The sequence below is a fragment of the Massilia eurypsychrophila genome, from assembly GCF_002760655.1.
Classification (GTDB): Bacteria; Pseudomonadota; Gammaproteobacteria; order Burkholderiales; family Burkholderiaceae_D; genus JAFCUW01.
Genome location: NZ_PDOC01000015.1, coordinates 48,270 through 70,120, shown reverse-complemented (window position 1 = coordinate 70,120; position 21,851 = coordinate 48,270). Strand labels below are relative to the sequence as shown.

The window sequence follows — 21,851 nt, the reverse complement described above, 5'->3', positions numbered from 1 at the left end:
GGCGCAACAGTCTATGCACAAGTACTCCCGTCGTCGGTGTCTGGGCGGGTCGCCCGCAGCGGGCCCGCTGCGCCATCGTACAAGAAGCCACCGCGCCGCCGTTTGCGCCTCGTCGTCCCGCGCTCGCGTGCGATCTGCCACGGCCGGCGCGAAAGTGATTTGCCTATCTTGATAATTGTCAGGCTCGACAAGGGCGGCAACTTTCATAATCGATCACGTGTGCTCGTTGCGGCGCAAAAATCAGAAAGACCGTATTAATGTTCACACACATGAAAAATCTGTTTGCATCGCTTTCGCTTGGCCGCACCCCGGATCTACGACTCAATCTGTCGGTGGCAATCGGCTCCACCGTCATTCGGCAGGTGCTCGCCAGCGGTTTGTATTTCATCGCCATGTGGATCACCACGCGCCAATTGGGACCGCACCAGAACGGCGTGCTTGCCACCGCGCTGCTGCTGCCGCAATCGCTGTACGCGTTTCTCAACTTCGGCCTCGGGCCGAGCCATGTTTATCACTTGAGCAGCGGCGCGGGTAATCTGCGCCGCATGCGCGCCGCTAACTGGATCCTGGCGCTGTCGCTGTGGATTGCCGTCGTCATTGTCATCTCGATCAGCAGCGAGACGACTATCGCCAAGTACCTGCCCGGGATTGCCAAAAGTGCGGCGCTGTATGCCAGCGTGCTGTTTCCGCTGATGCTGCTGGCGGCCTGGTCGTCCTCGCTCATACAAGGAAACCGCGACTACCAGGTGTATAACAAAACGTTGCTGATCCAGCCGTTCGTCTTTTGCGCCGCCGTCATCGCGCTGTATGCGGCCGACGCGGTATCGGTGCTGGCGGTGATGTCGTGCTATATCCTCAGCCAGGGTTCATTGTGGCTGTTGAGCGAAGCGAAGATCCGCCGGTTCGGCGCCAGCGCCGCAAGTAAAACGTACAACTTCGCCGGCGCCATCAAATACGGTTTGCGGGCGCATATCAGCAACGTCGTCACGTTCCTCAATTACCGCATCGCCCTTTATCTCGTCAGCTATATGCTGGGCGCCGCCGTCACCGGCAAATACGCGGTATCGATCCAGCTGGCCGAAGTGCTGTGGCTCATTTCCAGCGCCGCCGCGACGATCGTGTTTCCCGAATCGGCAGCGCACAGCCGGGCGCCGGCCGAACTGCACAAAATGATTCGCAGGATCGCCCGCACGGTATTCCAGGTGACCCTGGCCGGCGCCTGCGTGGCGGCGGCGCTGGCGCCGTTCGCCATTCCTTGGATCTTCGGCGCGGCCTACCAGGGCAGCGTCGTGCCGTTCCTGATTCTGCTGCCTGGCATCGTCGTCTGGAGCTACATGAGCGTGATGGCCAATTCGCTAGCCGGCATGGGTTACCAGAAGATCAATATCCAGGGCGCGCTGATTTGCCTGGCGATCAATGTCGCCGGCTGCGTCGTCGCCATTCCGCGGATGGGGGCGAATGGCGCGGCATTGGCGTCGACCCTGGCGTTTTCGACCACGGCGCTGTTCACGGTGATCTGCTACAGGAAAATCATGGCCGAAAAACTGGCGGCAGCGAGCGAGAAAACGAAGCGATGAAATTGCTGATGGTCACCGCTGCCTATCCGTACGGCCATGGCGAGTCCTTCGTCAAGGCCGAGCTGGAGCATGTTTCCGCCTTTTTTGATGAAGTCGAAGTCGTTCCTTGCTCGTTTACGCCCGCCAGCGCGCCGCGTCCCATGGCGCAGCCCGTCAACCTCGACTACGCCAACAAGCGCTGGGGCCTGTTTCGCAAGTTTCACCTGGTCAGCTCGCTGGCGGTGGCGCTTTGGAAATACAACTGGGTGCATGACGTGCTGCACATCGCCGGTCGCGACCACAAGTTCATCAACCTGAAGGAACTGGTGCGCTGCCTGTACCGCGCCAGGCTGTTCGAACTGTTCCTGAAAGGGCAGGTCGCCAGGCACCAAAAAGACTTCGACATGGTGTATTTTTACTGGATCGTGCCGGAGATCATGGGCGCGATCGGCTACCGCAAGGAATCCGGCTCGCGCATGCGCATCGTCTCGCGCGCCCACGGCGGCGACCTGTACGAGGACCGCCGCGCCGGCGGCTATGTCGGGCTGCAGGACGGCATCGCCACCGGCGTCGACGACGTTTTCTGCATCTCGGCGCACGGTAAAGAATTCCTCGCCCACAAATACCCGGCGATGCAAGGAAAATTTCACCTGGCGCGGCTGGGCGTGCGCGACCCCGGTTACCTGAACCGGCAGCCGGCCGGCGGCGCGCTGTCGATCGTATCGTGCTCGTTCGTGGTGGCCGGCAAGCGCCTGCAGCTGATCGCCGATGCGATCGCCTGGCTGCTCGAGCGCGATGCCGGCCTGGCGATCCGCTGGACCCATGTCGGCGACGGCGAGCTGTACGACCAGCTGCGCGCCTACGTCGAGCGCAGCCTGCACGGCCGCGCCACCGTCGTCTTCAAGGGCTACCTGACGCAGGACGAGCTGGCCGAGCTGTACCGCAACGAACAGTTCGACGTCGTCGTCAACGTCAGCGATTGCGAAGGCATTCCGGTCAGCCTGATGGAAGCCTCCGCGGTCAGCATCCCGATGGTGGCCACCGATGTCGGCGGCACCAGCGAGATCGTCAACGCCGGCAACGGGGTGCTGATTGCCGCCGACGCCGACATTGCCACCATCGCCGCGGCGATCCTGCGTTTCCGCGACCGGGCGGCGGCGCTGTCGTGCCGCCACAGCGCCCGCTCGCAATGGGAGGAGAACTTCAATGCACGCGCGAACTACAATGCCTTCGGGCGCCGACTGCTGCAGCTGCTGGAGCCGCGGCCATGACTGAACGCCGCCCGAGCCGGAGCGGAACGCGCTATGCCTTCATGGCGTTCTCGGCAGCCTTGTTCCTGCTGTTCACCCCGTTCGAGCAGACATCCGGCGGCGTCAATTCGATGGTGCCGAAGTACCTGGTGGCGGCAGTGTCGATCATGCTGGTGGCGCCACTGGTATTCATCCGGCGCTTCAGGCTGAGGACGTCCTCGGTGCTGGCGCTGCTGGCGCTGTGCGCCATCCTGTTCCACTCGATGGTCATGCGGCCGGTGCCCGGCCAGTTCATCTTCCTGATTGCCGCGCACATCGGCCTGGCGATCCTGCTGCACGAGGCGAGCCTGTCGTGGAAGCCCCAGTTCGAGTCGGCCCTGTCGACGGTGCTGATCATTCACGCCTTTTTCATCATCTTGCAGGCGGCGCTGTTCTACGTCCTCGGCTTCGGCATTTACGACTTCCACAAAGCGATATTCGGCTCGCACAGCCGCTTTGCCGAAGACTTTCTGAATATCGCGCGCTTCTCCGGCTTGCAGATCGAGCCGGGTACCTACGCCAATTACATCGGTTGCCTGGTCGCGATCCTGATCGTGTCGTCCGATTTCAGCAAGCGGGTGATGTGGACCGCGTTCGTTGCGGTGCTGTCGATTTTTCTGACCAACTCCGGCTCGTCGGTGTATTTCGTGCCGGTGCTGATCGCCATGATGGCGTTCCTGTGGCGCCAGCGGATTCGCCCGTCGCACATCATCGTGCTTGTCTGCGCCATCGCCCTGTACCTGTTTTTCTCCGGCTTCATCACCCACCTCGAGAGCCGCTTCCTCGAACGCGACGACGGCAGCCTGTCGCACCGGATGGAAGGCGTCGCCGCGTATATGGCCACCACGCTGGAAGAGAAATTCATCGGCGTCGGTTTCGGCGCCGATCCGTGCGTGCGCTGCTACTACCAGGATATCGGCGTCGCCTTCAACCTGGTCTCGCGCGGCGGAATCGTCGTCACTTGCGCACTCGCCTTGATGGCGTTTCGGGCGCTGTCGCTCAATGGCGTGGTGCTGTCGGTGCTGCTGTTCCTGATTCCGCTGAACGAAAAGATCTTTTTCTACGAGGCGCCGATCTGGATATTCATCCTGTTCTCGGCCACCGCGATCAAGAATGCCAAGGCGCCGAAAACGGCGCACCGCGATAGCGGGCAGCTCAAGTTTGCCGGGCTGGCCAGGTAACACCACTTCTCCAGGGATCATGCATGGAAGCGAGCAAACACCAAGTCGAGCAGGAACGAATCCGCAGCGTCTATCAGCGGTGGACCGCCGGCGCGGCGAAGACCCAGTATGCGTGGCACCGGCCGGAAATCCTGCAGCAGCTGGCGGCACGCTCGCGCACGCTGGCGCCGCTGCTGGCCGGCGCGCTCGGCACCGATCTGTCGAGCGCGCGCATCCTCGACGTCGGCTGCGGCACCGGCGCCTTCCTGCGCCAGCTGATTGCCTGGGGCGCCGACCCGGCCAAGCTGACCGGCACAGAATTCCTGCAGGACCGGCTCGACCATGCGCGCCGCCACACCGCCGCCGGCGTCGAATGGCACCTGGGCGGGCTTGACTGCGCCGCGCCGGGCAGCCTCGACCTGGCGACGGCGGAGACGGTGTTTTCGTCGATCCTCGACCCGCAACTGCGGCGCGGCCTGGCGGCCGACATGTGGCGCGCGGTCAAGCCGGGTGGCTGGTGCATGGTGTTCGATTTTCGCTATAACAACCCGCGCAACCCGAACGTGCGCAAGGTGACGCACCACGAGCTGCGCGACTACTGGCCGGCGCAGCAGACCCACTACCGCACTTTGCTGCTGGCGCCGCCGATTGCGCGGCGCCTGGCGGGCGCGCCGTATCTGGCCACAGAGTTGCTGGCGGCAATGCTGCCGCCGCTGCGCTCGCATTTCCTCTTGATGGCCAGGAAGCCCGGGTAACGCTCCTGGGCCAGGCTGGCGTGCTCAGTCCGTCTTGTCGAGCCGGACCGCGTTGATGCTCATGCCGGATGTCTTGCACATGCCTTCGCAGCCGAGGTCGAAGCGCCAGCTATGGCGCGGACAGACCACGTTCATGTCGTCGTCGATGCTGGCGTAGGCCAGGTCGCCGCCCTGGTGCGGGCAATAACGGTTGATCTCGTAGCGCTGGCCCTGGTGGGCGATGGCGATGCGCTCGGTCGGCAGGTTCAGGTTCTGCACCAGCGACTCGGCCAGGTTCGATTCGTCGGCAAACAGGAAGATGTTGGCGATCGTGTTGTAGACGTCGGGAATGCGCTGCACGCTGGCCTGCAGGCTCAGGGCGATATCCTGCCAGCGCTCGTTGCCGCACATCAGCGAAAAATACTTGGTGCTTGCCTTGACGATCTCGCATGGCGCCGGTGGCGTTGGCGCGTGCACGATGGCGTTGGCCGCCAGGTCGACCTGCAGCCAGTCATCGTCCCCCGGCCCCCAGTTGAAGGCGAGTGTCGGCGTGCCGGCGGGCAGGGCGATCGACTTGATGGCGGCCAGACGGCGCTGCAAGACCTGCTCGAAGCGCTCTTTCGCAAACGTGTCGTCGATTTCGTCCCAGCTATTCCGGTGCGATGCCCGGTACAGCCTGAGCTGGTCGGCGGTCGGGCAGGTCACTGGCGCGTGCGATGTATCCTCGCCGACCCGTTCGCCGGGGCGCAGGTACAGCGTGTTGTGGATGCCGTTTTGCACCAGGTATTTGTCGAGTTCGTCCTGGTGCACGAAGATGTTGCCGACGCCGCTATTTAATGCCGGGTCGAGGAAGGGAAAGAAGGCCGGGCCGGCGGCGGGAATGAAAAAGCGCGGCGCCAGTGTCTTGATGCCGCCGAGCACATTGCGCAGCTTGCTGAGCACCTTCTTGCGGGCCAGCTGGCGCCGTTGCTCCTCTGGCAGGTCGAAGCAGGCCGGGTGCCAGTTGGCGCCGGAGAACTGCACGCTGTAATAGTCGACCTGGCCCAGCGCTTTGTGCAGCATCGGCATGCGGTCGAACAGCTTGCAGTCGTTCTGGTTGAAGAAAGTGAAATCCGGCGCACGGACGAAAATGGCGCTGTCGTGGTTGATGCCGCTGTCGTCAATGAACAGGCGAAAGCGAATCTGCGCGCCGGCCTCGGCGCTCTCATCCATTTCGACGGTGCGCAGATGCAGGCCGAGCAGGGCGTCGCGCAGGAACTTGTCCTTGTAGGCCGGAATATGCACGGTGCAGTCCGGATGTCCGGCGAACAGGCGCAGCGTGTCCTGGTCGAAGTGATCCTGGTGCTCGTGGGTCAGGTAGATGCGCAGCGATTTTTCGGCGCAGCGCTTGCGCACCGCCTCGCGCAGGTGGCCGTTCGGCGGCCACTGATGCCAGCTGCCGAAGAAGGCGCCGCTGTCGTTCAGCCATGGATCGATCAGCAAGGCCTCGCTGTCGGTTTCGACGAGGAAGCAGTTGTGCCCCCAGAATGTGAAGTCTGTGTTCATCTCAGCACCGGGAAAATTGTTTCAGGGAAAAAGCCGCTTTACAGGCTAGTCTGCAAAGTGCGACGCGCGCTTGATGGCCGATAAGGGCCGCCGCGCGCTGCCGGCGCAGCTTGATATAGCACAACGCCGACCCCGTCACGCCAGGTCGGCCACCAGGCGTTGCACGATGCGCGCCGCCGCTTCGCCGTCGCCGTACGGCGCCACCTCCTTGCCGGCGGTGCCGAGGCTGGCGCGCAGGGCAGCGAGCAGGTCCGTCGCGTCCCGCGGCGGCGCCACCCGGTTCCATCCGGCCTCGACCAGTTCGCCCCACTCGGTTTCGTCGCGCAAGGTCACGCACGGCACGCGGTAGAAGAAGGCTTCCTTCTGCACCCCGCCGGAATCGGTGGCGATCAGCGCGGCGTGCTTTTCCATTTGCACCATGTCGAGGTAGCCGAGCGGCTCGACCAGCACCACCGCCCGCTCCAGTGCGGCGAGCTTGCCTTCGCGCGCCAGCACGCCGCGGGTGCGCGGGTGCAGCGGCAACACCACCGGAATGTCCTTCGCCAGCGCGGCGAGCGCGTCGACGATGGCCGTCAGCCGCGCCGGATGGTCGGTGTTCTCGGCCCGATGGATCGTTGCCAGCACATATTTGCCCGGCTCGATGCCGAACGCGGCGCCGAGTTGTCCCAGCATGCCGCCTTGCGCACCGACCCGTGAACCATGCAGCAACGCAACGTCATACATCACGTCGCCGACCTGGTGAATCCTGGCCGGAGCGGTGCCTTCGCGCAGCAGGTGGGCGCCGGACGCCTGGTTCGGGGTGAACAGCCATTGCGCGACCCGGTCGGTCAGCAAGCGGTTGATCTCTTCCGGCGAATCCATGTTGAACGAGCGCATGCCGGCTTCGACGTGGGCGACCGGAACATGCAGCTTGATGGCCGCCAGCGCGCCGGCCAAGGTTGAATTGGTGTCGCCGTACACCATCACCGCGTCCGGTCGCTCGGCCAGCAGCACTTTTTCGATCTCGATCAGCATGCGTCCGGTCATGTCGCCGTGGCCGCCGCCGTGGACGTCGCAGTGGTGGGCCGGCGCGGCCATGCCCAGTTCGGCGAAGAACACGTCGGACATGTTGGCGTCGAAGTGCTGGCCGGTATGGACGACGACTTCGTCGAGCGCGCCCGAGGCGGCGATGATTGCCGACACCGCGCTGGCCTTGATGAACTGGGGGCGCGCGCCGATGACGGTGACGATTTTCTTTCGAGTCATTACCATGTCAGGCCTTCATAAAAGCGGTGCAGGTTGTCCTTGGTATTGGCGCTCCAGTTGGTTTCGCACTGGCGCGGATGGGTCAGCAGATAGATGCGGCGATGGCGCCGCAGCGCATCGATCGGCGTCACCGGATGGTAGTACTGCGGCGGCGGACGGTCCGATATATAGATGTCGGTGTGGTCGGTCAGGATCTGGTCGTAGGTTTCGCATTCGATGCCGCAGCGCGCGCGCAAGGCCTGATCGGCCAGCACTTCGGTGTTGTTGAGCTTGAGCTGGCGGTTGGCGAAGTCGCCGTGGCTGGCGACGGTCGTCAGCTTGCGGCCCAGGCGCTGTTCGATCCACTCGAAATTGCGGACGAATTCGTCGCGGATCTCCGGCATGCGGCGCTGGATGTCGGCGCGGTCCTTGATCTTGTTGCGCTTGGCAAAGGTCGCCAGTTCCTCGTAGTGGTAGCTGGCCTCGCTGCCGTACTCTTCGATCTCGCGCATCAGGCGGATGTCCATCGTCGACAGACGGAAGTAGAAGCTCGACTGGATATGGTATTTTTTCTCCAGATCGAACAGCTTCCTGGCCGTGCGCAGGTCGGTGTCGATGTCGTGGCGGTGGATCAGTACCTTATGCTGCGGATCGCGGCCGCCGCGCAAGGTGGCGACGAAGTCGCGCACCGACGTTTGCGTGTAGCCGGCGACCTGGGCCGCGCGGATCAGGTCCTCGTGCGTGGTCATGCGCGAGGGCATCAGGTAGTCGCTGTACAGCCGGTTCGAGAAAGTTTTCATTGCAGGGTGTATTTGGCACGATGTGGGACGAAGCCGAGCATGGTCTTGAACGTTTGCAGACCAGGGCTGGCACCGAAGTAGGTGTCGTACATCAGGTAGTTGAAGCCGCCGTCGTCGATCAGGCCGCCGATGATTTCGGTCATCAGCAGGTGCATGATGCCGTCGTTGTTGCGTACGCCGATGATGCGGTTAAAGGAAGCGAAGTTGCCGTAGAAGCCAAGTTCGCCGTAGGCCATCAGCTTGCCGGTGGCGCTGAGGGCACCGTAGTACTTGAAGTTTTTCTCGGCGTTGTAATAGGTCTGCTTTTGCAGATAGCCCGGGTCCATTTTCTGTCCCTGCCGGAGCTCGACCGAAGTGTTGATTTCATGGATTTCATCGATGAAGCGGTTGCGGTCGATCTCGACGATGATGTAGCCCTTGCTCTTGGCCTTGCGGGCGTGCTGTGCGGCCGAGTTGCGCCCCTTGAAGGTATCGAGGTAATGGTCGCGGCTACGGTACAGCGACAGGTCGACCAGCGCGGCGCCGAGCGACTTGTTCGGGATGATCTTGTATTTCGGGTGGCGCTTGGTGAAATGACGATAGATGCGCTCGACATGCGGCGGGTTCAATTCGCGCCGAAATTCCATCCGCGCCACCGGCATGCGGGCAATGGACCTGCACAAATCAACAAGGCGCGACAGTTTGTTTGGCATGGGTGATTGCTCCGTAAAAATCGGTCAGCCTGGCCGCTTGTGCCGGCCAGTTGTATTTCTCCAGCACCGCTTTGCGCCCGTTCGCGCCCATCGTTCGTGCGATGCCTGGATTGGCCATCAGAAAATCGATGGCGGCGGCGATTTCGCGCGGGTCGTTCGGATCGACGCACAGGCCGCAGCGGGCGCCTTCGACGATATCGCGAAACAGCGGGAAGCGCGAGGCAATCACCGGAATGCCCGACGCCATGTACTCGAACATCTTGACCGGCATGGAGTCGAGATAGTTGACCACCGGGTGCAAGGTGACCAGGCCGGCGATGGCCCGCGTCATCACCTGGCGCACGCCGGCGCGCTCGAGCATGCCATGGGCGTCGACGCGCTGCCAGCCGGGGTAGCTGCGCACCTCCGCTTCCAGCGCCGGCTCGGAAAACTGGCCGGCCAGCGACAGCCGCGCCGGCGAATGCAGCAACGCGCAGGCGCGCACCAGTTCACGGATGCCGCGGATCGCCTCGATGCCGCCGACGTAGCACACTTCGTCGGCCTTGTCGGCCCAGCGCGCGGTGGCGTCGAACTCGGCCGGCATCGGATAGTTGGCCACTTCGACAGTGCAGGCATTGATGGGCAGGAACTTGTCGCGGATCAGCGGGGTGGCCGCAACGATGCCGTCGAAGCGGGCGCAGGCGAAACGCTGGTACAGCCCGAACGCCGTCGACAGCGCGCGCCGCGACAGCGGGCCGAGGTAAGGCTTGGAGAGCAGCTGGGCCGAGACATCCTCGTGCGCGTCGAAGATGACCGTCTTGCCGAGCCGCTTCAGGCGCAGTCCGGCCGGAATCAGTTCCGGATCGTGCAGGTGATAGACATCGGCGTCGAGCGCGACGGCGCGGGCGAACACGCGGGCGGTGGTGCCGACCATGCGCTGCAGGCGGCCGGCGCTGCTGCCGACATCGACGATGGCGACGCCATCGCGAAAGGCGTCGCCCTGGCCGTCGGCTACGACCAGCGTCACCGCGTAGCCGTGCGCGGCAAGCGTGCGACACTGCTTCAGGAAGATGCGCGTGTCGTTACGCCGGTGCACCGAGGTCAGGTGGGCAATCCTGCACATCGAGACGCTTCCGTCGCTCATGCTGCGTTGGCGGCCGGGATGCGGTGGGCCGCTTCTTCTTCGATGCCGTCGACCTCCTTGAGCAAGGTGGCGGCGACTTCGCGCACGTCGAGCTGCGACAGGTAAGGTCCCATCGGCAGGCTCATCACGCGCGCCGCCATCCGCTCGGCGACCGGACACTGGTCGGCCGCGCACAGGTGGGCGTAGGCCGGCTGCAGGTGCATCGGTACCGGGTAGTGCACCGCGGTGGGAATGTGCGCCGCGTGCAGCGCCGCCTGCACCCGTTCGCGCTGTTCGAGCACCACGGTGTACTGGGCAAAGGCGCTGCTGCGGTCGCGCCGGCGCGACACCAGGCCGCAGCGTCCGGACAGCAGCGCGTCGTAGGCGGCGGCCACCTGATTGCGCTGCACCAGTTCCCACTCGAAGCGTTCGAGCTTGGCCAGCACGATCGCGCATTGCAGCGTGTCCATGCGCCCGCCAACGCCGATGCGGGTATGCACGTAGCGGCGCGACTGGCCGTGCACGCGGATCTCGCGCATCGCCTGGGCCAGCTCGTCGTCGCTGGTGAAGATGGCGCCGCCGTCGCCGTAGCAGCCAAGCGGCTTGCTGGGAAAGAAGCTGGTGCAGCCGATGGTCGACAGGTTGCAGCTGCGCTTGCCGCGGTACACCGAGCCGAAGCTTTGCGCGGCGTCTTCGATGACCGGCAGCTTGTGGCGCGTGGCAATGGCGTTGATGGCGACCATGTCGGCGGCCTGGCCGTACAGCGACACCGGCATGATCGCCTTGGTACGCGGCGTGATTTTCGCCTCGATCAGGGTCGGATCGAGGTTGCAGGTGGCAACGTCGATGTCGGCGAACACCGGCTTTGCGCCGAGCAGCACGATGGCCTCGGCGGTGGCGATGAACGAGAACGGCGTCGTGATCACTTCGTCGCCGGGGGCGATGCCGAGCGCCATCAGCGAGATGATCAGCGCTTCCGTGCCGGAGGCAACCGTGATGCAGTGGGCGGCGCCGGTGTAGGCGGCCAGCCGGCCTTCCAGTTCGGCCACTTCGGGGCCCATGATGTATTGCCCGTGGTCGAGCACGGCCTGGATGCGGCCGTTGATCAGCTCGCGGGAGGCCTGGTATTGCGCTTTGAGGTCGATAAATTCCATGGCTATCCTAATAGTTCATCTGGCCTGGCCGGCCGGGGTTGATTCAGCTTGCCGCCAGCGCGCGCGTGGCCGGCGCACTGGCTTGCTCGAGACGGCAGACGCCGCCTTCCAGCGTGTACAGTTCGCCCGTGTGCGGGCAGCGCGCATGGCCGCCTTCGCGCAGCGCCAGCCGTTCGCCGAAGCGGCTGATCCAGCCGACCCGGCGTGCCGGCACCCCGGCCATCAGGGCAAAGTCGGGCACGTCGCGGTTGACGACGGCGCCGGCGCCGATAAAGGCATGGCTGCCGATCGTCACGCCGCAGACGATGGTGCAGTTGGCGCCGAGGGTGGCGCCGCGGCGCACCAGCGTCGGGCGGTATTCATCCTTGCGCGCCACCGTCGCGCGCGGGTTGTAGACGTTGGTAAACACCATGCTCGGGCCGCAGAAGACGTCATCCTCGATTGTGACGGCGTCGTACACGGAGACGTTGTTCTGGATCTTGACGTTGTCGCCGATGCGCACGTCGTTGCCGACGAAGACGTTCTGGCCGAGCGAGCAGCGCGCGCCGATGCGCGCGCCGGCGCAGACGTGGGCGAAATGCCAGACCCGGGTGCCGCTGCCGAGGACGGCGCCGGCGTCGACGATCGCGCTGGGGTGGATGGCCTGGGTCATTTCAGTACTCCAGCGGCAGCGCCACGCGCTTGCCGTCGCGCGCCGACATGTAGGCCGCCACCAGCACTTCGAGCGACTTGAGTCCTTCGCGGCCGTCCGTTTCCGGCTCGGCCTCGCCGCGCAGTACCTTGATGACGTTGTCGTAGTACATCGGGTGGCCGAAGCCGTACACCGACGTGGTCTGGTAGCTGGCGTCCTGCACCTTCAGGTCGTCCGGGTCCGGCTTGGCGAACTCCCACTGCTGCACCTCGTTGACGGCGACGCCGCCGATTTTCACGGTGCCCGTTTCGCCGAGGATGGTGATCGAGCCTTCCAGGTTGCGCGGGTAGGTCAGCATCGTCACGTTCATCGAGCCGAGCGCGCCGTTGCGCCAGCGGATGCTGAGCACGCCCGTGTCCTCGACCTCGATGTCGCGCGCCAGGGTGGCGGTGTAGGCCTGCAGGCTTTCCACCGGGCCGATGATCCAGTCGATCAGGTCGACGTAGTGGCTGGCCTGGTTCATGAAGGCGCCGCCGTCGTATTCCCAGGTGCCGCGCCAGCTGGCGCTGTTGTAGTACTCGTCGGGGCGGGTCCAGAACACGTTCAGGTTGACCATGTAGATGCGGCCGAAGCGCTTTTTCTCGACCGCGCTCTTGAGCAGCTGCAAGGTGGCGTTGCGGCGGTTCTGCTTGACGACGAACATGCGCACGCCGGCCGCGTCGCAGGCGCCGACCATGCGCTTGCCGTCTTCCCAGCGGGTGGCCATCGGCTTTTCGGTGATCACGTGGCGCCCGGCGCGGGCAATCTGCACCGCCTGTTCCGGATGCAGGCCGGACGGCGTGCAGATGATGAAGGCGTCGGCCTCGCAGTTGGCCAGCATGTCGGCCAGGGTGGCGTACGGCCGGGTGTCGGTGTTGCCGGCCGCTTCCTCGCGGCGGCGCGGGTCGATGTCGCACACGCCGACGAGCTCGCAGCGGTCCTTGTGCTGGGCGATGGCGGCGAAATGGTTGTTGGCGATGCGGCCGCAGCCGACCAGGGCGAAGCGGATCTTGCGGTCAAGGATGGCGGGAGCGAAGTTGCGCATGGTGGTTCCTTCCGGTTGATCAGGCTTTGACGACGTTGGGCAGGCGCTCGAGGTACACGCCGCGCGTGTCGACGATCAGGCGGGCATGCTGCTGGATCAGGTGGTAATCGAAGGCCTTGTGGCTGGTGGCCAGCAGCACCACGTCGTAGGAGGCGATCGACGCGGCCGTCAGCTCGACGCTGGCGAGGTCGAACTGGTGCTCGCGCATCGGCGGGAAGGTCGGCACGTGCGGGTCGGAATAGTCGACCGCGGCGCCCTTGTCGCGCAGGATTTCCATCAGTTCGACCGAGGGCGACTCGCGCATGTCCTCGACGTCCTGCTTGTAGGCGATGCCCAGCACCAGCACCCGGCTGCCCTTGATCGACAGCGATCGCTCGTTGAGGGCGTCGGCCAGCTTGCCGATTACCCAGTGCGGCATGTCGCTGTTGATTTCGCCGGCCAGCTCGATGAAGCGGGTGTGCAGGCCGTACTGGCGCGCCTTCCAGGTCAGGTAGAACGGGTCGATCGGGATGCAGTGGCCGCCCAGCCCCGGTCCCGGATAGTAGGCGGTAAAGCCGAACGGCTTGGTGGCGGCGGCGCGGATCACTTCGTGGATGTCGATGTCCATCTTGTCGGCGATGATCTTCATCTCGTTGACCAGGCCGATGTTGACGGCGCGGTGGATGTTTTCGAGCAGCTTGGTCAGTTCGGCGGCGCGCGTCGAGCTGACCGGCACCACGCGGTCGATCGCCGGCCCGTACAGCGCCAGGCCGGCCTGCAGGCACGCCGGGGTGCTGCCGCCGCACACCTTCGGAATGGTGCGCGTTTCGAAGCGCTGGTTGCCGGGGTCTTCGCGCTCGGGCGAGAACACCAGGAACACGTTGTCGCCGACGGTAAAGCCGCGCGACTCGAGGCGCGGGCGCAGTTCTTCCTCGGTGGTGCCGGGGTAGGTGGTGCTTTCGAGCGAGACCAGCTGGCCTTCGCGCATGTACGGCAGCAGCGCGTCGGTGGTGCCGAGCACGAACGACAGATCGGGCTCGCGGTAGGCGTTAAGCGGGGTCGGCACGCAGATGATCAGCGCGTCCGCTTCGCCGACGCGCGCAAAGTCGGTGGTCGCCTCGAAGCCGTGGGCGCGGGCGCGCGCAATCTGCGCCGCGCCGATGTGCTCGATGTAGCTGGCGCCGGCGTTGAGCTTGTCGACCTTGGCGGCGTCGATATCGATTCCCAGCACCCGGAAGCCGACGTCGGCATAGCGCAAGGTCAGCGGCAGGCCAACATAGCCGAGGCCGATGATGCCGATGACCGCGCTGCGGTCCGTGAACTTCGCAATCAGCTGTTTCAAGTGGCCTGAGAATAATTTGTCGCGCATGTTATTCGCCTTTCGTGGTGTGCGGAAATGCCGGTTTTAAGACAAACTCGAAACAACCAACTCGGTACAAACTCGAAAACAAACAAAATCGTTGAAATGCGACGAGCGCTAGATGCGGAACGACGTCAGGCGTTTCAGCAGGTGCGGGCGTACCAGTACCGGCCCTGGCGCGACGGCGGGCACCGGCTGCGGCTGGCATTGCGGGGTGTATTCGCTGACGATCGCCTTGACCATCGATTCGATCATGGCGCGGTCGTTGGTATCGCATGCCATCATCAGGCAGGTAATATAGGTTTCCAATATGCCGGGACGCAGTGCGCTTTCTTTCATGCGCATGATGCGCGGATGTTCGCTGGGGAATACTTTCCCGTCAGTTAATAATTCCTCATGCAGTTTTTCGCCCGGGAATAAACCGACATATTTGATTTCAATATCGCCTTCCGGATTGTGCGGCGTCTTTTCGGTCAGGCCGGACATGACGATCATCGTGCGGGCGAGGTCGACAATGCGCACCGGTTCGCCCATGTCCAGCACAAACACGTCGCCGCCTTCGGCCATGGCGCCGGCCTGGATCACCAGCTGGGCCGCTTCGGCGATCAGCATGAAATAGCGCGATACGTCCGGATCGGTGATCGTCAGCGGCCCGCCGTGGGCGATCTGGCGCTGGAACAGCGGAATGACCGACCCGGACGAGCCGAGGACGTTGCCAAAGCGCACCATGCAAAAGGTCGTGCGTGGGGCGAAGCGGGTGGCGGCGGCCTGGAAGATCAGTTCGGCGATGCGCTTGCTGGCGCCCATGATGTTGGTCGGACGCACCGCCTTGTCGCTGGAGATGAGCACGCAGGTGTCGACCTGGAAGCGTTCGGCGGCGTTGGCGATGACCTGGGCGCCGAGCACGTTGTTGCGCAGCCCCTCGACGATATTCGCCTCGACCAGCGGCACATGCTTGTAGGCGGCGGCGTGGTAGATCGTCTCGATCTTGCCTTCTTGCAGGACGCGTTCGACCAGGCCGGCGTTGCAGACCGAGCCCAGGTGCGCTTCGATGCGCACCTCCGGATGGCTGCCCAGCAGCTCCTGCTTGATGGTATACAGCGCGAATTCGGAGTGGTCGAGCAGGTGCAAAGTGCGCGGGGCGAGGGTGACGATCTGGCGGCACAGCTCGCTGCCGATGGAGCCGCCGGCGCCGGTCACCAGCACCGCGCGGCCGTGCACGCAGCGGGCAAACAGCTCGACCCGCGGCGGCACCGGCGCGCGCCCCAGCAGGTCTTCGAACTTGAGCGCGCGGATCGCTTCGGGGGCGCCGATGCTGTCGTCGGCCAGGTCCATCAGGCGGCTGAGGATCTTGGTCGTCACGCCGGCTTCGGCCAGGCGCTGCATGATGTCGCGCAGCCGTGCCGGCGACACCGACGGGATCGCGATGACCACCGAGCGGATGTTGAGGGCGCTGACCATCTCGACCAGTCGGTCGGTGTGGAACACGCGCAGCCCGGCGATGGTGCGTTCGTTGAGGACGTGCTTCTCGTCGAAGAAGCAGACCGGGCGGTATTCATTGCTGGTGCGCATGGTCAGCGCCAGCTGGGCGCCGGACTCGCCGGCGCCGTAGATCGCCACGGCGTCGCCGGCCGGACCGCGGTTCATGTGGTTGCGCAGGAAGTTGCGCACCGTGATGCGGGAGGCGACGACATACGAAAAGACGATGAACCAGTAGATTGCCAGCACGCTGCGGGGGAATTTTTCGTCGTTGATGGCAAACAGCACGACATACACGCAGGTGACCGCCAGGCCCAGGGTCAGACCGGTGACGGCCAGCATGCGCTGGTCGATGAAGCGGATGACGGCCCGGTACAGGTCGGACATCGAGAAGGCGGCGATGGTGACCAGCGCCACCAGCAGATAGGACAGCGGCCCGTAATGCACCGCCAGGCTGAGGTCGCCCACGCGCAGCAGCATGGCGACCAGGATGCAGAACGGCAGGGCGAGCAGGTCCACCGCGAGCATGATGGCGATCTTGGTCGTACGGTGCATCGACACCATCCGGGAACACAATTGACGCACAGTTGGAAGTTTTGGCATGGACATGGGCGGTTTGCTGCTTCTCTGAGGTTATTAAGAAAATAATTCCTGTTTATTCTGCTGTTATCGCAATTGGCATCCGCTGCTTCGTCATTAATATAGTCATGCCGTGCGCAATTAATACAGACCGAAGTTATTTCCCAATAAACCGTCATTAGCCAAAATCGGCGCGCTTTAGAGGTCTGTTCGAAGCGTAAGTTTATTATCGTGGCGGTTTATCGTAGTCGAATTGATAATGCTCAACGGCTGACCAGCCGAAAAAGTGGCGAATGGTATCTTAATAACTTCGCGCAAGTATTCCCTGATTAAATTATTTGCTTGTGACAAAAGTGACGTTAAAAATTTGATAACTTGAGAAAAATCATTCCGCTGGTAAAGCGCAAAAACCGTTGCTCCCGGCCGTCATCGCAAAACGTTGAGTCACATAGGTTGGAGCACCACCGCAGCCCGGCAGTTCCGCATCTTTTTGCAGGTTTCACTGAGCCGCCGCGAGGTTTTGGGCGAACTATTGAGGTAGGCGGTGGCACGCCGCTGAAATTGTCAATAAGCTAACGCTGCCAGCACGCAGGAGGCTGCCATGAAAGTCGCGGTATCCATCGACCAGGTCGAGACGCTGGCGCCGGGCATCAGTGCCCCGTATCGCGCTGCGTTCAGCAATGGCCAGGCGGTGCTGGACCGCTACGGCATTTCCGCTACGCCATTGCGGGTGGCGCACTTCGTGGCGCAGACCTTGCATGAGACGGGCGCCTATTTACGACTGACTGAAGATCTCGATTACAGCGCCGCGCGGCTGGTGGTGGTGTGGCCGCTGCGCTTCCGGCCGAAGGGGCCGCTCGACCCGGCGCTGTATGCGCACCGGCCGCAGCGGCTGACGCCGTGTATGGCGGGCGCATGGGCAATACCGGTCCCGGCGATGGCTATGTGTACCGCGGTCGCGGGCTGTTGCAGCTGACCGGGCGGGACAATTACGCCGAGGCGACGCAGCAGCTGCGGCGGCGCCACGCCGACACGCCTGACTTCGAAGTGGAACCGGAATCGGTGGCAGGCGCCGACTGGTGCCTGGCGGTAGCCGCCGCAGCGTGGGCGGCGAAGGGGTGCAATGCGCTGGCCGACCAGGACGATGTGCGCGCGGTGACGCGCCGCATCAACAACGGCGACACCGGGCTGGCCGAGCGCATCGAATGGACCCGGCGCGCGTGCCTGGTGTGGCGCCAGGATTGAAGGGTGGTGAAAGTGCTGCTAGAGCGCGCCCGGGCGCGGTTGCGGCAGCGCCGGCGGCACGACGATGTTGTCGTTCAGGCGCAGGAACTTGAAGCCGGCCAGTTGCTGGCCCGTGCGGCCGGCGCCGGCGTTGCGCTGTTCGCGCGCGCGGGTACGGGCCACGAAGGCATCGAACGATTCTTCGCGCACCTGCGGCTCGGCCGAGTTGAGGAAATTGCGGCGGCCATCGGCGCCGACGACGACCAGGCCGACGTGGGACGCCCAGAACTCGCCCTTGCGGGTCGAGATGACGTTGACGAGGTCGCCGTCGCGCAGCTGCGCGACGGCAAGGTTGACCTGGTCGGCCGGCACAAAGAACTCGCGGCTGATCTGCACCGGCAGCGTGCTGTCGGTCTGGTGGCGCGTCTTGAGGAAACGCGCGCGGTCGACCGTCAGCGCGTACGACGGGCCGGTGGCGCCGCCCAGCACGGCGCTGACGTCGGTCAGCAGCCAGTTGTTGTTGATGTTCCAGTCGACTTCGGTGTAGTGGTTGCGCGAGGCGACTCCGACCACGCCGTCCTTGTAGCGGATGCGCTGCAACATCCAGAAGAATTCTTCCCACGACCGGCTCAGCGCCATCGCGTAGGTATGCTCGGCAAACACCACGCAGTCGCTCTCGGTGAGGCTGAACATCGGCAAACTGTCGTGTAATTGATACGGAAACTCCCCCAGCAAATTCAACTTGTAGGGCTGGCCGATGTTCTGCCGGCCGATCGCGGCGATGCGCTTGCGCAGGTCAGGCTCGGCCTGGTGCATGTGCTGGATGTAGCGTCCGGCCTCGGCCGGCGTCATCTGGTAAATCGGCTTTTGCAGCAGGGACTCGAGCGCCAGTGGCGCCGGCGCCGGCGCGGCGGCAGGTGCTGCCACAGGTGCCGCTACAGGGGCGGGAAGCGGCGCCGGCACTGGTGCCGGCACAGGGGAGGGCAGAGGCGCTGTGGCGCAGCCGCCGAGGGCAGCGATAAACAGCAGGGAAGCGAGTCGCATGGAGATAGTTGTGATGGAGAAAGCTCCACGCTACCTGTTCGGCTTTGCTTTGCAAAGCGAAATTTCAATCGCGCGGACCAGTCCGGCTGCCCAATTAATTGCCAATATTCCATGAAGTTATGGCTTCAGCACTCAAAGTCATTATTCATCCAAATGTCGATCGTCAATACTACGCCGATTACCACAACAACGTTTATCAGGAGACCCCAACATGATCTTTCAACAGAAGCCGGTGGCAGCAGCCGTGTCGATGGCGCTATTGAGCCTGGCCGCGATGCCGGCCCTGGCGCAAGCACAGGACACACCCCAGATGCAGACGGTGGAAGTGACCGGTATCCGGGCGTCGCTGGCGAAGTCGCTGAACGTGAAGAAAAATTCGAGTGCCAACGTCGAGGTCATCACGGCCGAAGACGTCGGCAAGATGCCCGACAAGAACCTGGCCGACTCGCTGCAGCGCCTGGCCGGCGTTGCCGTGCGTACCGACTACGACGAAGCGGAAAAAGTGTCGATGCGCGGCACCAATCCCGACATGTCGCTGATCCTGTTTAACGGCCACACCGTCAGCGGCGGCGACTGGTACGTTGCCGACCAGGGTTCGAGCAGCCGCAGCACCAGCCTGTCGCTGATGCCGTCGTCGGTGCTGAACCAGGCGATCGTGTACAAGACGTCGCAGGCGAACATCGCCGACGGCGGCCTGGCCGGCACCATCAACGTGACGACGCGCAAGCCGCTGTCGCAGAAGGAAAAATTCAGTGGCGCGATCAGCATCGGCGCCGCGTATGCCCAGCTGCCCGACAAGATTACCCCTGACCTGAACGCCAACGCCACCTGGCAGAACGACGCCGGCACGATGGGCATCATCGTCCAGGGCTTCAAGGAAAAGCGCTACAGCCGGCGTGATTCGACGTCGCGCTTCGCCTACGGCGCCAGCAGCGGCTGGGACGTCATCAACACCACCACGATGAAAGGCATCACCGACGAATCGCTGGCCGGCACCGGCCTGAAGGCGGCCGACCTGAACGGCGTGCGCATGCCAGGTTCGATGTCGTCCGAATTTGTCGAAGGCGAGCGCGCCCGCAAAGGCGGCATGATGTCGGTCCAGTTCAAGCCGAACAAGGACCTCGACATCAGCGCCACCGGCTTTTACTCGTCGATGGATGCCAACAACCACGGCCGCCTGACGTCGGGCGCGATGTACAGCATGCTGCTCGGTAAGAACGATCCGGTCGGCGGCGTCACCGCCATCGCCGCCAACACGTCGGCGACCGGCCTGCCGGGCGGCCAGCAGGTGTTCGCCCAGATCCGCAACCCGGTCATCGTCAATGAAACGTCGATCTACGGCTACCCGCTGAAAGTGCTGAAAAGCGCCGACATCGTCTACCCGGCCGGCACCGCCCCGCAATACATCGGCAACTCGGAAGGCTTTTACCGCGACGGCGCCAACGCCACCAGCTCGTTCCTCGATCTCGACGCCAAGTACCGCGTCAACAGCGAGCTGACCGTCAAGGGCCTGGCCAGCGTCACCCGCGGCGAAGGCAAGACCAAGCTCGACCAGGGCATGACGTTCGCCCGCTACGGCACCGGCATCCACTACGGCCTCAACGGACTCGACAACCCGCCTGATTCGCAGTACTTCGGCGCCGGCAGCAACACGCCTGGCCTGAACGCGGACGGCAGCGGCTACCGGCTGGTCGGGCTCGCGGCGTCCGGCATCAAGACGGTCGACCGCGAGGCGAGCCTGCAGTTCGACGCCGAGTACAAGCTCGACAAGGGCTTCCTGCAGTCGATCGAATCGGGCGTGCGCTACTCCGACCACAAGCGCAAGAGCGGCCGCTACAATCCGGCACAGCGCGGTGGCCTGCCGCCGGCGCCAACGTCAGGCATCATGCCGTACCCGGATAACTTCGGCGACGGCCTGGGCGACGGCAACTGGGACAACACGGGCTTCACGTACGCGCCGGAAACGCTGAAGGCTTACATCGCCGCCATCACCAAGACCACCACGCCGGAGTTCGAGCGCCGCGTCGCCAGCGAGATCGACATGCGCGAGCGCCAGAGCGCCGCCTACGTGATGGCCAACCTTGACGCCGACAAGTGGTCGGGCAACGTCGGCCTGCGTTTCGTGCGCACCCAAGTCGACGCCGACATTTCGACGCCGATTCCGGCGGGCCGGTGCCAGCGGACCGAGCCAGGCAAGCCGGCGGTGCCGTGCGCAGCGTACCCGACCGCTATCACCACCGCCGGCGACGGCGCGTCCTACCTGGACAATGTGGCGTTCAATCCGAACGGCGGCGTGCTGTACTACAAGACGCCGACCAGCCGCAGCTTCACCAACGTGCTGCCGAGTCTGAACCTGCGCTACGAGATGGATAAGGACATGATCGTGCGTTTCGGCGCCAGCCGCACCATCGGCCGCCAGAACTACAACGTGCTCGGCACCGGTTACGGCACGCCGACCTGCGTTGCCAACGGTTGCACCGTCACCGGTCCGAACCCGAACCTGCGGCCGCTGCTGTCGGATAACGTCGACCTGGCGTGGGCCTGGTACTTCAAGCCGCGCTCGCTGGTATCGGTCAACGTCTTCCATTCGAAAATCGATGGCTATGTCAAGACCGGCACCGCGTCGCAGATCACGGTCGACCTGGTCGACCCGCGCGACCAGACCGTCAAGCCGTTCTTCGTCAACACATCGAGCCAGCAGGGCGCCAAGATCAGCGGCATCGAACTGGCGTTCGAGCAGCCGGTGTGGGGCGGCTTCGGCGTGCAGACCAACGTCAGCAAAGCGAAGACGAAAGTGGACGACGGCCGTCCGATGGTTGGCGCTTCCGAGTGGGCAGCCAACGTCGGCGGTTACTTCGAAAACGACAACATGAGCGCGCGCCTGGTCTACAACTACCGTGGCGAATACGTCAACAGCAGCACGGCGCCGGCGCCGACCGCCAACAGCCAGGGTCTGTCGGTGATCAACGGCGTGGCGATGCCAACGGCGCCAACGATCGCCGCCGGCGTCTCGACCCTGGCGTTCTCGGTGAACTACAACCTCAGCAAGAACCTGGTGCTGGCGCTGGATGCGACCAACCTGCTCAACACACGCCGCGCGCAGTATCGCTACAGCGAGGAAGAGCCGCAAAAGCTCGACGTCAGCGGCCGTCAGTTCTACCTGAACCTGAAGTACAAGTTCTGATCGGTAGATCCTCAGTAGAAGAGGGGAGCTG

The 21,851-nt window shown here is 64.0% G+C and carries 18 protein-coding genes; 7 read left to right on the top strand and 11 right to left on the bottom strand.

The genetic code is table 11. From position 1 onward, the window contains the following. The first annotated feature begins 269 nt into the window (after positions 1-269). Genes CR105_RS19900 through CR105_RS19885 form a run of 4 tightly spaced genes read left to right on the top strand, consistent with a single transcriptional unit; the run spans position 270 to position 4,760 of the window. Positions 270-1,577, top strand: coding sequence for an oligosaccharide flippase family protein (locus tag CR105_RS19900; protein WP_180288246.1), 1,308 nt, complete (start codon positions 270-272; stop codon positions 1,575-1,577). Next, the gene (locus CR105_RS19895) at positions 1,574-2,827 is read left to right on the top strand and encodes a glycosyltransferase (RefSeq protein WP_099791406.1); all 1,254 of its coding nucleotides are present in this window, start codon (positions 1,574-1,576) and stop codon (positions 2,825-2,827) included. The genes CR105_RS19900 and CR105_RS19895 overlap by 4 nt, the downstream gene beginning before the upstream one ends. Further along, a complete protein-coding gene (locus CR105_RS19890; protein WP_099791404.1) occupies positions 2,824-4,026 on the top strand; it encodes a hypothetical protein in 1,203 nt (400 codons plus the stop codon). The genes CR105_RS19895 and CR105_RS19890 overlap by 4 nt, the downstream gene beginning before the upstream one ends. A gap of 23 nt (positions 4,027-4,049) precedes the next feature. Next, positions 4,050-4,760 (top strand): class I SAM-dependent methyltransferase, encoded by a 711-nt coding sequence (locus CR105_RS19885; RefSeq protein WP_099791402.1) that lies wholly within the window; start codon positions 4,050-4,052, stop codon positions 4,758-4,760. A gap of 24 nt (positions 4,761-4,784) precedes the next feature. On the opposite strand, the gene CR105_RS19880 is transcribed toward CR105_RS19885, so the two are convergent. From CR105_RS19880 to CR105_RS19835, 10 genes are all read right to left on the bottom strand, one after another. Continuing rightward, positions 4,785-6,284 (bottom strand): Rieske 2Fe-2S domain-containing protein, encoded by a 1,500-nt coding sequence (locus tag CR105_RS19880; protein ID WP_099791400.1) that lies wholly within the window; start codon positions 6,282-6,284, stop codon positions 4,785-4,787. 135 nt (positions 6,285-6,419) lie between these two features. Then, a complete protein-coding gene (gene wecB, locus CR105_RS19875; RefSeq protein WP_099791398.1) occupies positions 6,420-7,529 on the bottom strand; it encodes a non-hydrolyzing UDP-N-acetylglucosamine 2-epimerase in 1,110 nt (369 codons plus the stop codon). Then, positions 7,529-8,308, bottom strand: coding sequence for a polysaccharide deacetylase family protein (locus tag CR105_RS19870; RefSeq protein WP_099791396.1), 780 nt, complete (start codon positions 8,306-8,308; stop codon positions 7,529-7,531). The genes wecB and CR105_RS19870 overlap by 1 nt, the downstream gene beginning before the upstream one ends. After that, the gene (locus CR105_RS19865) at positions 8,305-9,000 is read right to left on the bottom strand and encodes a hypothetical protein (RefSeq protein WP_099791394.1); all 696 of its coding nucleotides are present in this window, start codon (positions 8,998-9,000) and stop codon (positions 8,305-8,307) included. Before CR105_RS19865 ends, CR105_RS19870 begins: the two co-directional genes overlap by 4 nt. Further along, complete coding sequence (locus CR105_RS19860; protein ID WP_229414031.1) at positions 8,972-10,123, bottom strand: glycosyltransferase family 4 protein; 1,152 nt, start codon at positions 10,121-10,123, stop codon at positions 8,972-8,974. The genes CR105_RS19865 and CR105_RS19860 overlap by 29 nt, the downstream gene beginning before the upstream one ends. Further along, positions 10,120-11,256, bottom strand: coding sequence for a DegT/DnrJ/EryC1/StrS family aminotransferase (locus CR105_RS19855; protein ID WP_099791392.1), 1,137 nt, complete (start codon positions 11,254-11,256; stop codon positions 10,120-10,122). Before CR105_RS19855 ends, CR105_RS19860 begins: the two co-directional genes overlap by 4 nt. Positions 11,257-11,299: 43 nt before the next feature. Next, positions 11,300-11,908 (bottom strand): acyltransferase, encoded by a 609-nt coding sequence (locus CR105_RS19850; RefSeq protein ID WP_099791390.1) that lies wholly within the window; start codon positions 11,906-11,908, stop codon positions 11,300-11,302. A gap of 1 nt (position 11,909) precedes the next feature. Continuing rightward, positions 11,910-12,971, bottom strand: coding sequence for a Gfo/Idh/MocA family protein (locus tag CR105_RS19845; RefSeq protein WP_099791388.1), 1,062 nt, complete (start codon positions 12,969-12,971; stop codon positions 11,910-11,912). A gap of 19 nt (positions 12,972-12,990) precedes the next feature. Next, positions 12,991-14,319 carry a nucleotide sugar dehydrogenase gene (locus tag CR105_RS19840; RefSeq protein ID WP_099791386.1) on the bottom strand — a complete coding sequence of 443 codons (1,329 nt, stop codon included), beginning with the start codon at positions 14,317-14,319 and terminating at the stop codon, positions 12,991-12,993. Between the two features lie 108 nt (positions 14,320-14,427). Continuing rightward, positions 14,428-16,344, bottom strand: a complete 1,917-nt coding sequence (locus CR105_RS19835; RefSeq protein ID WP_229414030.1) for a polysaccharide biosynthesis protein — start codon at positions 16,342-16,344, stop codon at positions 14,428-14,430. A 625-nt stretch (positions 16,345-16,969) separates the two neighbouring features. Between CR105_RS19835 and CR105_RS19830 the strand changes: the two genes are divergently transcribed. Together CR105_RS19830 and CR105_RS19825 are read left to right on the top strand one after the other, a co-directional pair. After that, on the top strand, positions 16,970-17,344 hold the full coding sequence (locus CR105_RS19830) for a hypothetical protein (RefSeq protein WP_099791382.1): 375 nt from the start codon (positions 16,970-16,972) through the stop codon (positions 17,342-17,344). Next, positions 17,335-17,613: a hypothetical protein gene (locus tag CR105_RS19825; RefSeq protein ID WP_099791380.1), complete on the top strand. Its 279-nt coding sequence runs from the start codon at positions 17,335-17,337 to the stop codon at positions 17,611-17,613. The genes CR105_RS19830 and CR105_RS19825 overlap by 10 nt, the downstream gene beginning before the upstream one ends. Before the next feature lie 18 nt (positions 17,614-17,631). On the opposite strand, the gene CR105_RS19820 is transcribed toward CR105_RS19825, so the two are convergent. After that, positions 17,632-18,519, bottom strand: a complete 888-nt coding sequence (locus CR105_RS19820; protein WP_229414029.1) for an N-acetylmuramoyl-L-alanine amidase-like domain-containing protein — start codon at positions 18,517-18,519, stop codon at positions 17,632-17,634. A gap of 328 nt (positions 18,520-18,847) precedes the next feature. On the opposite strand from CR105_RS19820, the gene CR105_RS19815 reads away from it, so the two are divergent. Next, complete coding sequence (locus CR105_RS19815) at positions 18,848-21,820, top strand: TonB-dependent receptor (RefSeq protein WP_229414028.1); 2,973 nt, start codon at positions 18,848-18,850, stop codon at positions 21,818-21,820. Positions 21,821-21,851 lie beyond the last annotated feature (31 nt).

Bases quoted from the DNA above. Each gene is read 5' to 3' on its own strand.
- CR105_RS19900 (WP_180288246.1), top strand. From the start codon at position 270: ATGAAAAATCTGTTTGCATCGCTTTCGCTTGGCCGCACCCCGGATCTA.
- CR105_RS19895 (WP_099791406.1), top strand. From the start codon at position 1,574: ATGAAATTGCTGATGGTCACCGCTGCCTATCCGTACGGCCATGGCGAG.
- CR105_RS19890 (WP_099791404.1), top strand. From the start codon at position 2,824: ATGACTGAACGCCGCCCGAGCCGGAGCGGAACGCGCTATGCCTTCATG.
- CR105_RS19885 (WP_099791402.1), top strand. From the start codon at position 4,050: ATGGAAGCGAGCAAACACCAAGTCGAGCAGGAACGAATCCGCAGCGTC.
- CR105_RS19880 (WP_099791400.1), bottom strand. From the start codon at position 6,284: ATGAACACAGACTTCACATTCTGGGGGCACAACTGCTTCCTCGTCGAA.
- wecB (WP_099791398.1), bottom strand. From the start codon at position 7,529: ATGACTCGAAAGAAAATCGTCACCGTCATCGGCGCGCGCCCCCAGTTC.
- CR105_RS19870 (WP_099791396.1), bottom strand. From the start codon at position 8,308: ATGAAAACTTTCTCGAACCGGCTGTACAGCGACTACCTGATGCCCTCG.
- CR105_RS19865 (WP_099791394.1), bottom strand. From the start codon at position 9,000: ATGCCAAACAAACTGTCGCGCCTTGTTGATTTGTGCAGGTCCATTGCC.
- CR105_RS19860 (WP_229414031.1), bottom strand. From the start codon at position 10,123: ATGAGCGACGGAAGCGTCTCGATGTGCAGGATTGCCCACCTGACCTCG.
- CR105_RS19855 (WP_099791392.1), bottom strand. From the start codon at position 11,256: ATGGAATTTATCGACCTCAAAGCGCAATACCAGGCCTCCCGCGAGCTG.
- CR105_RS19850 (WP_099791390.1), bottom strand. From the start codon at position 11,908: ATGACCCAGGCCATCCACCCCAGCGCGATCGTCGACGCCGGCGCCGTC.
- CR105_RS19845 (WP_099791388.1), bottom strand. From the start codon at position 12,971: ATGCGCAACTTCGCTCCCGCCATCCTTGACCGCAAGATCCGCTTCGCC.
- CR105_RS19840 (WP_099791386.1), bottom strand. From the start codon at position 14,319: ATGCGCGACAAATTATTCTCAGGCCACTTGAAACAGCTGATTGCGAAG.
- CR105_RS19835 (WP_229414030.1), bottom strand. From the start codon at position 16,344: ATGCACCGTACGACCAAGATCGCCATCATGCTCGCGGTGGACCTGCTC.
- CR105_RS19830 (WP_099791382.1), top strand. From the start codon at position 16,970: ATGAAAGTCGCGGTATCCATCGACCAGGTCGAGACGCTGGCGCCGGGC.
- CR105_RS19815 (WP_229414028.1), top strand. From the start codon at position 18,848: ATGATCTTTCAACAGAAGCCGGTGGCAGCAGCCGTGTCGATGGCGCTA.